The following is a 12,375-nucleotide window of genomic DNA, read 5'->3' on the forward strand; positions in this document are numbered from 1 at the left end:
TGGAGGTAAGCGAATGACAATAGGCATAATCGGTGCTATGGATGAAGAAATAGCACTATTACTTGATAAAATGACAATGAAAAAAGAATATACTGTTGCAGATTGTTTATTTATTTCAGGCAATCTAGCAGATAAACCGGTTGTACTATTAAAATCGGGTATCGGAAAAGTAAATGCAGCAATGGCCACTACTATTCTCAATGAACGTTTCAATCCGGATTATGTGATAAATACTGGTTCGGCTGGTGGCTTTGATGAGGAACTTGAAATAGGAGATATTGTTATTTCTTCACAAGTAGTGCATCATGATGTTGATGTAACTGCGTTCGACTATGCATATGGTCAGGTTCCTGGGATGCCAGCTATGTTTGGTGCAGATTCACAGCTTGTTGCAGTTGCCACAAAAGCTGTGAAATCGCTTGATGTTAACTCTCGTGAGGGGATCATTGCAACAGGTGACACATTTATGTCAGATCCTGACCATGTAAAGCAAGTCAAGGGAAAATTTCCTACTATGATAGCAGCGGAAATGGAAGCTGCAGCAGTTGCTCAAGTTTGTTTTCAGTACAATAAACCGTTTGTAATCATTCGTGCACTTTCAGATATTGCGGGGAAAGAGTCATCGGTTTCCTTTGACATATTTTTAGATAAGGCAGCAAAAAATGCAGCCATCTTAATAATGAAAATGATTAACGATTTGTAAGCATTGGCAATAATTGCTTAATAAAAACCCCTTCATTCATGGTACTATTACTGTGGGAGGGATTTTTTTATGGGAAGTGAACAAAAGTATTTAGAAAAAAAGCAAAAAGACTATCATACTTTCATCCATACATTATTCATTCTCAGCATTTATTTTTATTTAGGTATAGTGATTGATATTTATGGAATACCAAATACAGATCACACAGTTTTTCTTTCTTTTTTGTCAATAATTTCGTTGTCTGCAATTGCATTCTTTGTATTTCGTTATAAAAAAATTAGACAGAAAATTGATGAGGGTAATCAAACATGATTATCCTTTTTTCCTGTTTGGATTTTCCTGTTTAAAGTATTCATGAAACACCTTCATTAGTGCTCGTTTTTCAATACGTGAAACATAGCTTCTTGATATATTTAGTTTCTTTGCGATTTCACGCTGCGTCATTTCCTGGTAATTATTTAACCCATAGCGAAAGATAATGACTTCCTTTTCCCTGTCGTCTAAAATTGTAAAATATTTCTTCATTTTATCTAGTTCCATATGTAATTGAACGTATTCAATTACATCTTCTGAATCTGCTTCTAATATGTCGATTAAGCTTATTTCATTACCTTCTTTATCTTGACCGATTGGATCATGTAATGAAACGTCCTTTTTCACTTTTTTTAATGCCCTTAGATGCATAAGTATTTCGTTTTCTATACACCTTGCCGCATACGTAGCAAGTTTTGTTCCTTTGTCTGGAGAAAAGCTTTCAATACCTTTTATTAACCCTATAGTACCAATTGAAATTAAATCCTCCATGTCCTCACCAGTATTTTCAAACTTTTTAACTATGTGTGCTACCAGCCGAAGATTATGTTCAATAAGTTTATTTCTGGCATTTTCGTCGCCAGTTTGCATTTCTTTAATGTATCTGGCTTCATCTTCTGGAGGAAGGGGTTGTGGAAATGCGTGATTCTTCACATAGGATACAAAAAAAAGCGTTTCTTTGATTAATAATGCAAGAGCGCTTAAAATACTCGACAAATTATACACCTCCTGATGTTTTTCTTAGGCTGTGGCCTATAAATTATCTATATGTAAAAAGGTGTACTTTCGTGTATGTCCCAAGGAAGTTGTGAAAAGTATTTTGAAGACCTGAGGAAGGTTAGGGGATGTGAGTGCAAATAAAAAAGCTTGAAGACAAATGAGGAGTTTGTCTTCAAGCTGAATGAATCTTGTTACTTTTTTTCTAAACTTTCTTTTCGTTGAAAGGATTCTTCATATTCATCATTTTTATTGAACGTTAGAGGTTTTACTTCTTTTCGGTGTGCTGCCCTTGAAATCATATGAGCAGATACGGGAGCAGTTAAGAATGTAAAGATAATAGCCAATAACAGCTTACCGCTAACGAGTCCATGTCCAACATAGAGAAAAATGAATGCTCCGATTAGAATTCCGGCAATTCCGAGTGTAGATGCTTTCGTCGCTGCATGAAGGCGTGTATATACATCTGGAAATCGAAGAACACCAATAGCTCCTGATAAAATAAAGAATGTGCCTGCTAGTATGAATAAGCTCGTTAATACATTTAAGACGATATCAGTCCAAGTTTCGATCAATGATAACACCCTTTTCAATAAACTTTGCAATGGCTAGTGTGCCTATGAAGAGCAGAATCGCGATTAACAATATAACATCATTAAAGTATGTGGAATTAAGTTTAATTGCGAGTACTGCAGCAAGTCCCATTATTCCCATCCCAATTGTATCCAGACCAACAGCACGATCTGCGTTAGTCGGTCCAGCAATAATCCGGTATAATACCAGAACCAATGATAGCGCGATACCAACTATTGCGATGATGGATGAAACGTGAACTAAAGATTCAGATATGGTTAGAAGTTCGTTCATCTTGTTACCTCCATTATTGCTTTTTCAAACGATTCTTTGATCTCTGCAATGGATTCATCGATATCGTCAATATGCATAGCGTGTATATAAAGATTTGTATTATCATCTGATATAGCAACAGTTAACGTTCCTGGTGTCAGGGATATTAAATTCGCAAGTAGGGTGATTTCCCAATTGCTTTTTAATTTTGTTGGTAAGGCAAAGATACCTGGTTCAATATCAAGTTTAGGTTTATAGACCAATTTAACTATATCTATATTTGCTGTTATCAATTCCTTGATAAATAAGAGAATGAGTTTGATTACTTTCACTATCCTATTCAGGTAAAAAGCATCCGGCACAAACCGATTTAGAAATAACAGCAATAGTATCCCAATTATATATCCACCAATAAAACTTGCTGTAGTGTATGTTTCTTGTAAGAACATCCACATTATTGCAATGATTAAATTGATTACAATTTGAAATGTCATAAGTTTTTTACTCCTTTAAAACCGCATCAATATATACTTCTGGATCTAATAAATAAATTGAAATATCTTCTATTGTAGGATAAACAAACTCTGCGCCTATACCCAGAATAACAGAAAACGATAACAGAAAGATAATAGGTCCTATCAATCCTTTAGTAGATTTTCTTTCAGCTTCATATTTAGGATCTTTTTCTCCCCAGAACCCTTGGATGAATATTTTCATTATCGAATACAAAATCAATAGGCTGGAAACTAGTGCGATAATGACTATTGCAACTTCATCAGCTGCAAGTGCACCTTTTAAGAGCAAAAGTTTCCCTATAAATCCACTGAAAGGTGGTATGCCTGCTAGTATAAATGCAGCAACAAACAACAGCCAGCCTAAAACAGGATAATAATGAATGAGTCCATTCATTTTCCGCAAGTCAGAGGTTCCGGCAACATAAACGATAGCCCCAACGATTAGAAATAATGCTGATTTAATAATCATGTCATGTATAAGATAGTATACGGAACCACTCATACTATCCTGGTTGAATACACCAATCCCCATTAGGATAAAGCCAATCGCAGGAATAATATTGTACGCCACAATTAATTTTATATTATTTGTGGAAAGGGCCCCAATCACTCCGAACAGCATGGATATACCAGCTATCCAAATAAACATTTGATGAGTCATATCTAGCTTGTAAACAAATATTAATGAAAAAACTCTAAGAATAGAGTAAATACCAACTTTGGTGAGAAGAGCTCCAAACAATGCAGATATCACCGGATTTGGCACGATATAAGACTTTGGCATCCAAAAATACAACGGGAACAATGCAGCTTTTGTTGCAAATACGAAAAAGAAGAGGATACCAATTGTTGTTAAAATTCCCTTCTGATCGACTTCTTGAACACGTTCAGCAATATGTGCCATGTTTACTGTACCAACTACTGCATATAAGAATGACACTGCTGTTACAAATAAGATTGAAGAGAAAAGGTTAATCAATACATATTTGATTGATTCGCGGAGCTGAACTTTTCCACCGCCTAAAACAATTAATGCATAGGAAGCCATTAAAAATACTTCGAAAAACACAAACAGGTTGAATAGATCCCCTGTAAGGAAAGCACCAGATATTCCAGTTATTAAAAAGAACAAAAATGAATAAAAATAATGTTGTTCTTGCTTCAAACTCATGGAATGCGGCGCGTAAAAAGCACATGCTGTCGTAATTATATTCGTCGTAAGTACAAGAATAATAGCTAACGGATCTGCTACTAAAATAATTCCGTAGGGCGCTGGCCAGTTACCAGTTTCCAGTATAATCGGCCCGTATGTTAGTACCTGCCATGTTATATAGGAAACCACAAGTAAACTTGAAATAGAAAATGCCTTCGTTAATAACCTTAATAATTTTACTTTTTTAGGGAAGAAGGCCAGAATTATTCCTGCAAATAATGGAATGATGATTGGCAATACTGCTAAATTACTCATTTTCGTTACCCCTTAATTTATCCATGTTGTCTGTTTCATTTTCATTTGCTGTTCTGTAAGCTAATGCTAATAATAGACTTGTTACACCAAAGCTGATAACTATTGAAGTTAATATTAAAGCTTGTGGTAATGGATCTGTATAATCTGTAATTCCATCTTTTAAGACAGGGGGCTGTCCGCGTTTTAACTTTCCCATTGTAAGTATAAATAAATGAGCCCCATGTGATAACAAAGCAGTTCCTATAATGATCCGTAACAGTTGCTTTTGAAGGAGGTTATAGATACCGGTTGCAAATAATATACCAGCCAGAATACAAATGATTATTTCCATTTACTCCGCCCCCTTATTCCGTTTGATCTTGATGAGACTGAAAATTGCTAATGCAGCAATTCCTAGAACAGTTATCTCAAACAATGTATCAAGCCCACGCATATCTACTAAAATAACATTTACAATATTATGACCTCCACCGAGCTTGTACGAGGTTTCAATGAAATACTCAGCTATGGTATCGAACCAATTACTGCTATGAGCGGAGATACCTATTAGAGTAAGCATCGTACCAAAACCTATAGAGATAATCATGTTTATCAATTTCGTTCTTCTTGAATCTTTTATAACTTTCAATTTTGGTAAGTGATAAAAACACAATAAAAACAGAGCAACTGTTACCGTTTCAATAACTAACTGAGTTAACGCCAAATCTGGTGCCCGGTAGATTACAAAAAGAAGCGCAACACCGTATCCGACTACTCCTAATATTAAAATTGCAGCGATATTATTTTTAGCGAAAATAGTTCCAAATGCTGCAACTATCATGACCGCTACAACCGATATTTCGATTGTTTCCAGTTCTGCCAGGTTATCAAATTGGATAGTCAGCCCACCAGTAACTGTCATAAAAGCAAATGTAACTATTACTGTTGCACTTAGAATAATCGCTAGATAAAGTCTTAATGATCCATTCATGTAAAAATTGGTAATGCTGCTAGAATAGGTATCTACCCTAGAGACAGTCGCATCGTACATTTTATTCAGGCTTAGTTTGCCTGGGATAAAGGTATATAGTTTTTCCCATTTTTGACGAGTTAAGAATAACAGAATTCCAGCGCTAACTACGATAAGTGACATTTGAAAAGCGGGTGAGTCCCATCCGTGCCAAAATTTAACATGATGCAACTCCGCTTTACTGTTGATTGCTTCGGCGGCATGGACTAAAAACGTTCCATTAACTATATTTGGGAAAAGACCAATAACGATGACTAACCCCACCAAAGTGATTGGAGAAATTAGCATGCCAATTGGTGCCTCGTGTGGCTTTTTTGGTAATTTTTTTTCTTTTTTACGTCCTGCAAATATACCGAAAAAGAAGTACATCGAATATACAAATGTGAAAATACTTCCGAAAACCGCTAGAGCAGGAACAATATCAATTAAAAAGTTTGCGATTACTCCTACATCAGAATGAAGATCCAAACTGGATTCGAAAAATAGTTCTTTACTATAAAATCCGTTTAAAAATGGCAGTGGAACTCCGGCCATTGAAAATGTACCAAATAACGCTAGTGTAGCCGTAATAGGCATGAACGTAAGTAGTCCCCCTAATTTACGTATATCACGTGTTCCGGTTTCATGGTCTACTATACCAGCTACCATGAATAAACTGCCTTTAAATGTTGCGTGATTCAAGATGTGAAAAACTGCAGCAAACACGGCAGCTTTTGTACCGAAGCCAAGCATCGCCATGATCATACCAAGCTGACTAATAGTGGAGAACGCGAGAATTGCTTTTAAATCTGTTTGCCTAACAGCCATGTATGATCCCCAGCATAATGTCACAATACCAACGATCGTGACAATGATAAAAAACCATTCATAGCTTGAAAATATTGGTGAAAATCTAGCTACTAGAAATAAACCAGCCTTAACCATTGTTGCCGAATGAAGGTATGCGCTCACGGGTGTTGGAGCCTCCATTGCGTCGGGTAACCAAATGTGAAAAGGGAATTGAGCAGATTTAGTAAATGCTCCCATTAAAAGGAACCCAAGTATTAGTGGAAGGTAGGGACTTTCCAAGATGACGTCTTTCTGCGTAATCATTTCTTGAATACTAGTGGAGTCAGTAATAATAGTAAGTAATATAAAACCACCAAACATACTTAATCCACCTATAATTGTTATCAGCATTGATTTTAAAGCTCCATAACGGGAACGTTTATTAAAATGCCAATAACCAATTAGTAAAAAGGAAGAAATGGAAGTTAATTCCCAGAATGTATACAAAACAAAAACATTATCTGATAGGACAACACCAAGCATACCGGCCATGAACAACATTAAATAAACATAGAAATGACCCAATCGTTCAGTCTTGTCCAAATAATAAATGGAATAGAGCACTACTAAAGCACCAATTCCACTGATAAGTAAAACAAAAAGAAGACTTAATCCGTCTAAATACAAATTTAAGTTTATAGATAGAGAAGGTATCCAGTAATAGGTTTGTTTGAATGGTGAAAACGAAGAACCAATAAATTGAATATAGTAGAGAAATATTGCGAAAGGAATAAAAAATACGAAAATTCCTGTATGTACTTTGTGTTTTACTTTACTTAAAAATGGAATTAAACAAACAATTAGAAGTGGAAGCAGGACTGTAAAAATCATCTAATTGGAATCCTCCTTGACTGTGTCAAAATTTATTTTCCTAACTTTCGCAGACTGAAAAATGTAAGTGCTCTTATAATAGTGGATTACGGCTGCATCCGTTGTAGCAGTTGACACAAAATCTGTAACAGCAACGATATTTCCGCTGGTGGAAGTTGCGCACCTTAGGGCTGCTGGTGAGCCTCCTCGTGCTGCCGCACTAGTCAACTGCCAGCAGCGAAAATCTCTTAAATTAAGAGACGGCTATGGAATCATTAGGTGCACACAATTCCAGTGGGTCACAGAAAAAGTGATGGATTGCAAAAAAATATTATTCCACCATATCCTAGCATCTTCGAATATACGGAGACTCCTCAAAAAAGATAAGCTCTTTTTCTTCGTGCGATGTTTTTTCAGAGAAGCCTTCCTTATCCTGCTTAGAACAGCCCGAGTCTGAAGCTGTGCCCGCGGAAAGCGAAGTATATTCATTCGTACCACATGAAATATCTATCTGCGGAAGTTGAGTTATTATTATTTAGGGTTAATAGAAGGTAATAGTATTGATATCTTATTATTTTAGTTAAACCCAAGTTAAATCATCGCTCAAAAGATAGCTTATCATAACTTGGCTAATGGAAAAATAAAAAACCCTCATCATTCATAAAAATGACAAGAGTTTCAAGGCTTTTATAATATATGCTAACTGGAGTATTCAAGTTTATGTGATAATCTTCTTTTGTGTATTTCTTTTTCAATCAGAAAAATAAAGTCAGGGCTAAGCTTCAATTCATGTGCTTTATAATAGGATTCTAATAACAATTCATCAGATAAATGATTCATGAATACTGCCCCTCCTAAAATTTATATATAACTGAATTCTGTATAATGTAAATATAATTTACCATGAATACACTGGCAGGACAAGGTCATAGTTATCTACATCCACCTGTAGATAACTTGTGTATAAAAATGAAAAGATTGTCACTTAAAGCGATTTAAAAGCATTCTTAATGTGTACAAAGTTATCCACATTAAGAAAAATAGGGGAATTTGTCGAACGGTTTTTACCATACCTTTCGTAATTTCAGTGTTAGCCTTTGTTTTGCAATAAGACATTTTTCGCTAGTAATTCATATATGTGTTAAGTTATTATAGGATTAATGTATAATAAACTACTTAATTTAAGCTGAGTAAATGTAAGCTAATAGAAATATGATACATAAATAATGAGGTGTAAATGTTGTTAAAGAATTTTTTGCCTAATGAACATGTAAAAGATGTTTTTGAAATATCTCCAGCGACGCTTAAGCAAAAAGGAATTAAAGGTGTTATTACAGATTTGGATAATACATTAGTTGCTTGGGATGTAAAAAGAGCTACACCTGAAATTATCGAGTGGTTTAAAGAGATGAATGAATATGATATAAAAGTAACGATTATTTCCAATAATAATCAGCAGCGAGTCAGAATATTTTCAGAACCACTAGAGGCACCTTTTGTATTTAGTGCTAGAAAACCATTGAGTCGTGCATTTAAAACCGCAGCAAAACAAATGAATATTAATAAGGAAGATATTGTTGTAGTTGGAGACCAATTGCTAACGGATGTACTGGGTGGTAACATCGCGGGTTTCTATACAATTTTAGTTCTTCCTATTGTAGAAACTGATGGCAAAATTACACAGTTTAATCGTAAAATAGAGCGCCGTATACTTAATTATATGCGGAGAAAAGGTAAGATAACGTGGGAGGAATAAATGTGGAAGCTATAAACTGTCAAGGCTGTGGTGTAGTCATTCAGACAACAGATCCAGAAGAAGTAGGGTTTACACCTGAATCAGCACTAGCAAAAGATACTATATTGTGTCAACGTTGCTTTAAATTAAAGCATTATAATGAAATTCAGGATGTTTCTGTTACAGATGATGACTTTTTGAAAATGGTAAGCCAAATTCGTAATGAAGAAGGTTTGGTTGTTCATTTAATCGATATATTTGATGTAAGTGGAAGTATGATTCAAAGCTTAGCTCGAATCATTGGCGATAAACCAATTATATTAGTGGGAAATAAAGTAGATTTATTGCCTAAATCAACCAATAAACAAAAATTAATTAACTGGCTAAAGAAATCTGCTAAAGATGCTGGAATAAAAGTAAGAGACGTTTATCTTATTTCATCCATAAAAGGTCATGGGATCGAGGAGTTAACAGAAGCAATTGAAGTGAAACGAGCCAATCGAGATGTTTATATTGTAGGAACAACTAATGTAGGTAAGTCAACATTTATCAATCGACTGATTCAGCAGACAACTGGCGATAAAGACATTATAACCACTTCCTATTTTCCTGGAACCACACTTGGGTTTATCGAGATTCCGTTAGATGAAAATTCTTCTCTAATTGATACACCTGGAATTGTTAATAAACAACAAATGGCGCATTATGTTTCTAAAAATGATTTAAAAATTATCACACCATCAAAGGAAATAAAGCCAAGAGGTTTTCAACTCAATCACGGTCAAACTTTATTCTTTGGAGGTCTGGGTCGGATTGACTTTCTAAAAGGAGACAAACAATCTTTCGTCTGCTATTTTTCGAATCAACTTTCAATTCATCGAACCAAGCTTGAAAATGCAGATAAACTCTATGAGGAGCATGTTGGAGAGCTGTTATCTCCACCCGATGAGATAAGCAAATCTAAGCTGCCTGAGCTTGTCGAGAGTACTTTTAGAATTAAGGAAGAAAAGATGGATATCGTTTTCCCTGGATTAGGGTGGGTTATGATTCCTGAAGTTAATACTACTGTAATCGTCCACAGTCCAAGGTCTGTAGCAGTTTCTATCCGGCCAGCATTGATTTAAGGAGGATTGTAATGAAATATCGGTTTGGATTAATTGGTTACCCAGTAACGCATTCATTATCCCCTTGGATACATGCTGAATTCATGAAAAGAGCTGGTTTGAATGGCAGCTATGAGCTGTATGAAATAAAACCGAACGATTCGTTTAACAACAAAATTAAAGAACTTAAAAATGAAAAGCTCAATGGCTTTAATATTACCGCGCCTTATAAAAAAACAATCATGCCATTCTTGGATGAGTTGGATAAACAGGCCGAAGCAATTGGTGCTGTAAACACAGTTGTGAATGAAAACGGCAAGTGGGTCGGATATAATACGGATGGTGACGGCTACCTTAGATCGCTGGTCAGTGTTTTCCCCTCGATTTCATCAGCGAAATACAGTAAAATAATTATTCTTGGTGCTGGTGGGGCAGCTCGAGCCATTTTATATACACTATTTGAAAATGGCTTTAAAAATATTGATATTGCAAACCGGTCCTTGCAATCAGCATCCGAACTAAAAGCATATTATAATTTAAGAGACACACGCACATTAACCCTCAGTGAAGCGGAGAAGACATTGGGAGAATACGATATTATTATACAAACAACCTCGGTTGGAATGGGAATTTCTCAATTTGATAAAATTGTTGAAATTACTAAGCTGCCTAACAGCAGTATAGTTAGTGATATTATATACAAACCGGTTAAAACGAGTTTTTTGCAGCAAGCAGATATTTTAGGTGCCCGAATTCATTATGGGCACTCAATGTTACTATATCAGGCTCAATATGCATTTGAATTATGGACTGGAATTCGTGTGCCGTTAGAAAAAATGGAACAGGATTTATTAAAAAAGTTGGAGGGATGATTAGATGTTAACTGGCAAACAAAAGAGATTATTACGTTCGAAAGCCAACCGACTGAAACCGATATTTCAGGTAGGTAAGGTAGGCGTAAATGAAAATATGGTGGGACAAATCTCAGAAGCATTAGAAAAAAGAGAGTTGATTAAAGTAAGTATTTTACAGAATTGTATGGAAGAAAAAGATACTGTTGCAGAAGAGTTGGCAGAAGGTGCTGATGCTGAAGTTGTTCAGATCATCGGTAATAATATTGTATTGTATAAGGAATCCGAAGAAAACAAAACGATACAACTGCCTTAAAGGAGCCTGTCATGAAACGTATCGGTATTTTAGGAGGAACTTTTGATCCGCCTCATATTGGTCATTTGGTGATTGCAGAAGAAGTCAGAGTAGCACTTAAACTGGACGAGATATGGTTTATCCCGACGCAGGAACCTCCGCATAAAAATAAAGCTAACATAAGTGCGGAAAATCGAGTTGAAATGGTGAAAAAAATAATTGATGGTAATCCTTACTTTAAATTGAATACAATAGAAGTAGATCGTTTAGGAAAATCATATACAATTGAAACATTAACGTTGTTAAAAAAGAAATATCCTGACGATTCTTTTTATTTTATAATTGGTGCCGACATGGTAGAATACCTTCCACAATGGCATCAAATCAATGAATTAATAAAATTGGTTTCCTTTGTTGGGGTTAAAAGAATTGGATCACAATTGAGAACTCCTTATTCAATTACGGAAGTGGATATTCCTTATATCGAAATTTCTTCTACGATGATACGTGAACGTATATATCAGGGGGCATCCATTAAGTACTACCTTCCCGAAACAGTTATAGGTTATATAAAGGAGCATCGATTGTATGAAGAAAGAAGCAGCAATTAATATAGTTCAAAAGGCGCTTACAGAAGAACGATTTCAGCATACGCTGCGAGTTGCTGAGACAGCTGTAGAACTAGCTGAACTGTATAGTGTTTCAAAAGAAAAAGTGGAACTTGCAGCTATTTTGCACGATTATGCGAAGTATCGGCCACTGGAAGAAATGAAACAATTTATCCTGAATAGCAATTTGCCAAACGATCTAGTTGATTATCATCACGAAGTTTGGCATGGACCAGTGGCTTCGGTCTTAGTACAGGAAGAATTTGGTATTGAAGATGAGGAAATTATAGGTGCAATTCGTTACCATACTACTGGTAAGGCAGGGCTTGGAAATCTTGAGAAGATCATTTTCCTGGCTGATTATATTGAGCCAGGCAGAGTATTCCCTGGAGTCGAGGAAGTCAGAGAAATGGCTGTTAAGGATTTAAACCATGCATGTTTTATGGTTTCTCGTAATACGATACACTTTTTACTTTCGCGACATGCATCGGTTTATCCCGACTCTATTCAAGCTTATAATTATTTTTTAAATAACATGTAAGTATGACAAGTTTGGAAGTAACAACAAGAATATA

16 protein-coding genes are annotated in these 12,375 nt (G+C 35.5%); 8 read left to right on the forward strand and 8 right to left on the reverse strand.

Annotated features, from left to right (window positions below; translation table 11 throughout):
- The first annotated feature begins 13 nt into the window (after positions 1–13).
- Together mtnN and VBD025_RS10255 are read left to right on the forward strand one after the other, a co-directional pair.
- A complete protein-coding gene (gene mtnN, locus VBD025_RS10250) occupies positions 14–703 on the forward strand; it encodes a 5'-methylthioadenosine/S-adenosylhomocysteine nucleosidase (protein ID WP_430785109.1) in 690 nt (229 codons plus the stop codon).
- A gap of 69 nt (positions 704–772) precedes the next feature.
- On the forward strand, positions 773–1,015 hold the full coding sequence (locus tag VBD025_RS10255; RefSeq protein ID WP_430785111.1) for a YrhC family protein: 243 nt from the start codon (positions 773–775) through the stop codon (positions 1,013–1,015).
- Here VBD025_RS10255 and sigK read toward each other — a convergent pair whose 3' ends face one another.
- From sigK to VBD025_RS10295, 8 genes are all read right to left on the reverse strand, one after another.
- On the reverse strand, positions 1,016–1,732 hold the full coding sequence (gene sigK, locus VBD025_RS10260; RefSeq protein ID WP_430785113.1) for an RNA polymerase sporulation sigma factor SigK: 717 nt from the start codon (positions 1,730–1,732) through the stop codon (positions 1,016–1,018).
- A gap of 194 nt (positions 1,733–1,926) precedes the next feature.
- Positions 1,927–2,316: a monovalent cation/H(+) antiporter subunit G gene (mnhG, locus tag VBD025_RS10265; RefSeq protein WP_430791354.1), complete on the reverse strand. Its 390-nt coding sequence runs from the start codon at positions 2,314–2,316 to the stop codon at positions 1,927–1,929.
- Positions 2,288–2,599 carry a monovalent cation/H+ antiporter complex subunit F gene (locus tag VBD025_RS10270; protein ID WP_430785115.1) on the reverse strand — a complete coding sequence of 104 codons (312 nt, stop codon included), beginning with the start codon at positions 2,597–2,599 and terminating at the stop codon, positions 2,288–2,290. The genes mnhG and VBD025_RS10270 overlap by 29 nt, the downstream gene beginning before the upstream one ends.
- Positions 2,596–3,072, reverse strand: a complete 477-nt coding sequence (locus tag VBD025_RS10275; protein ID WP_430785117.1) for a Na+/H+ antiporter subunit E — start codon at positions 3,070–3,072, stop codon at positions 2,596–2,598. Before VBD025_RS10275 ends, VBD025_RS10270 begins: the two co-directional genes overlap by 4 nt.
- A gap of 7 nt (positions 3,073–3,079) precedes the next feature.
- Positions 3,080–4,561, reverse strand: a complete 1,482-nt coding sequence (locus VBD025_RS10280; RefSeq protein WP_430785119.1) for a Na+/H+ antiporter subunit D — start codon at positions 4,559–4,561, stop codon at positions 3,080–3,082.
- Positions 4,554–4,892: a Na(+)/H(+) antiporter subunit C gene (locus VBD025_RS10285; protein WP_430785121.1), complete on the reverse strand. Its 339-nt coding sequence runs from the start codon at positions 4,890–4,892 to the stop codon at positions 4,554–4,556. Before VBD025_RS10285 ends, VBD025_RS10280 begins: the two co-directional genes overlap by 8 nt.
- Complete coding sequence (locus VBD025_RS10290) at positions 4,893–7,229, reverse strand: Na+/H+ antiporter subunit A (protein WP_430785123.1); 2,337 nt, start codon at positions 7,227–7,229, stop codon at positions 4,893–4,895. It abuts the gene before it with no gap.
- Between the two features lie 678 nt (positions 7,230–7,907).
- A complete protein-coding gene (locus VBD025_RS10295) occupies positions 7,908–8,048 on the reverse strand; it encodes a sporulation histidine kinase inhibitor Sda (protein WP_430785125.1) in 141 nt (46 codons plus the stop codon).
- A 400-nt stretch (positions 8,049–8,448) separates the two neighbouring features.
- Here VBD025_RS10295 and VBD025_RS10300 point away from each other — a divergent pair, with 400 nt between their 5' ends.
- Genes VBD025_RS10300 through yqeK form a run of 6 tightly spaced genes read left to right on the forward strand, consistent with a single transcriptional unit; the run spans position 8,449 to position 12,341 of the window.
- Positions 8,449–8,964 (forward strand): YqeG family HAD IIIA-type phosphatase, encoded by a 516-nt coding sequence (locus tag VBD025_RS10300; protein WP_430791356.1) that lies wholly within the window; start codon positions 8,449–8,451, stop codon positions 8,962–8,964.
- A gap of 2 nt (positions 8,965–8,966) precedes the next feature.
- A complete protein-coding gene (gene yqeH / locus VBD025_RS10305) occupies positions 8,967–10,067 on the forward strand; it encodes a ribosome biogenesis GTPase YqeH (RefSeq protein ID WP_430785127.1) in 1,101 nt (366 codons plus the stop codon).
- Positions 10,068–10,078: 11 nt separating this feature from the next.
- Entirely contained in the window at positions 10,079–10,918 is an 840-nt protein-coding gene (aroE, locus tag VBD025_RS10310) for a shikimate dehydrogenase (protein WP_430785129.1), read from the forward strand.
- A gap of 4 nt (positions 10,919–10,922) precedes the next feature.
- A complete protein-coding gene (yhbY, locus tag VBD025_RS10315) occupies positions 10,923–11,213 on the forward strand; it encodes a ribosome assembly RNA-binding protein YhbY (RefSeq protein WP_430785131.1) in 291 nt (96 codons plus the stop codon).
- 11 nt (positions 11,214–11,224) lie between these two features.
- Entirely contained in the window at positions 11,225–11,803 is a 579-nt protein-coding gene (locus VBD025_RS10320) for a nicotinate-nucleotide adenylyltransferase (protein ID WP_430785133.1), read from the forward strand.
- Complete coding sequence (yqeK, locus tag VBD025_RS10325; protein WP_430785135.1) at positions 11,781–12,341, forward strand: bis(5'-nucleosyl)-tetraphosphatase (symmetrical) YqeK; 561 nt, start codon at positions 11,781–11,783, stop codon at positions 12,339–12,341. The genes VBD025_RS10320 and yqeK overlap by 23 nt, the downstream gene beginning before the upstream one ends.
- Positions 12,342–12,375: the final 34 nt, after the last annotated feature.

Source organism: Virgibacillus flavescens, from assembly GCF_050574275.1.
GTDB lineage: Bacteria > Bacillota > Bacilli > Bacillales > Amphibacillaceae > Virgibacillus_F > Virgibacillus_F flavescens.

Coding starts and splice junctions, on each gene's coding strand:
- aroE (WP_430785129.1), top strand. CDS start 10,079: ATGAAATATCGGTTTGGATTAATTGGTTACCCAGTAACGCATTCATTA.
- yhbY (WP_430785131.1), top strand. CDS start 10,923: ATGTTAACTGGCAAACAAAAGAGATTATTACGTTCGAAAGCCAACCGA.
- VBD025_RS10255 (WP_430785111.1), top strand. CDS start 773: ATGGGAAGTGAACAAAAGTATTTAGAAAAAAAGCAAAAAGACTATCAT.
- VBD025_RS10320 (WP_430785133.1), top strand. CDS start 11,225: ATGAAACGTATCGGTATTTTAGGAGGAACTTTTGATCCGCCTCATATT.
- VBD025_RS10290 (WP_430785123.1), bottom strand. CDS start 7,229: ATGATTTTTACAGTCCTGCTTCCACTTCTAATTGTTTGTTTAATTCCA.
- VBD025_RS10270 (WP_430785115.1), bottom strand. CDS start 2,599: ATGAACGAACTTCTAACCATATCTGAATCTTTAGTTCACGTTTCATCC.
- VBD025_RS10275 (WP_430785117.1), bottom strand. CDS start 3,072: ATGACATTTCAAATTGTAATCAATTTAATCATTGCAATAATGTGGATG.
- VBD025_RS10285 (WP_430785121.1), bottom strand. CDS start 4,892: ATGGAAATAATCATTTGTATTCTGGCTGGTATATTATTTGCAACCGGT.
- yqeK (WP_430785135.1), top strand. CDS start 11,781: ATGAAGAAAGAAGCAGCAATTAATATAGTTCAAAAGGCGCTTACAGAA.
- VBD025_RS10295 (WP_430785125.1), bottom strand. CDS start 8,048: ATGAATCATTTATCTGATGAATTGTTATTAGAATCCTATTATAAAGCA.
- mtnN (WP_430785109.1), top strand. CDS start 14: ATGACAATAGGCATAATCGGTGCTATGGATGAAGAAATAGCACTATTA.
- VBD025_RS10280 (WP_430785119.1), bottom strand. CDS start 4,561: ATGAGTAATTTAGCAGTATTGCCAATCATCATTCCATTATTTGCAGGA.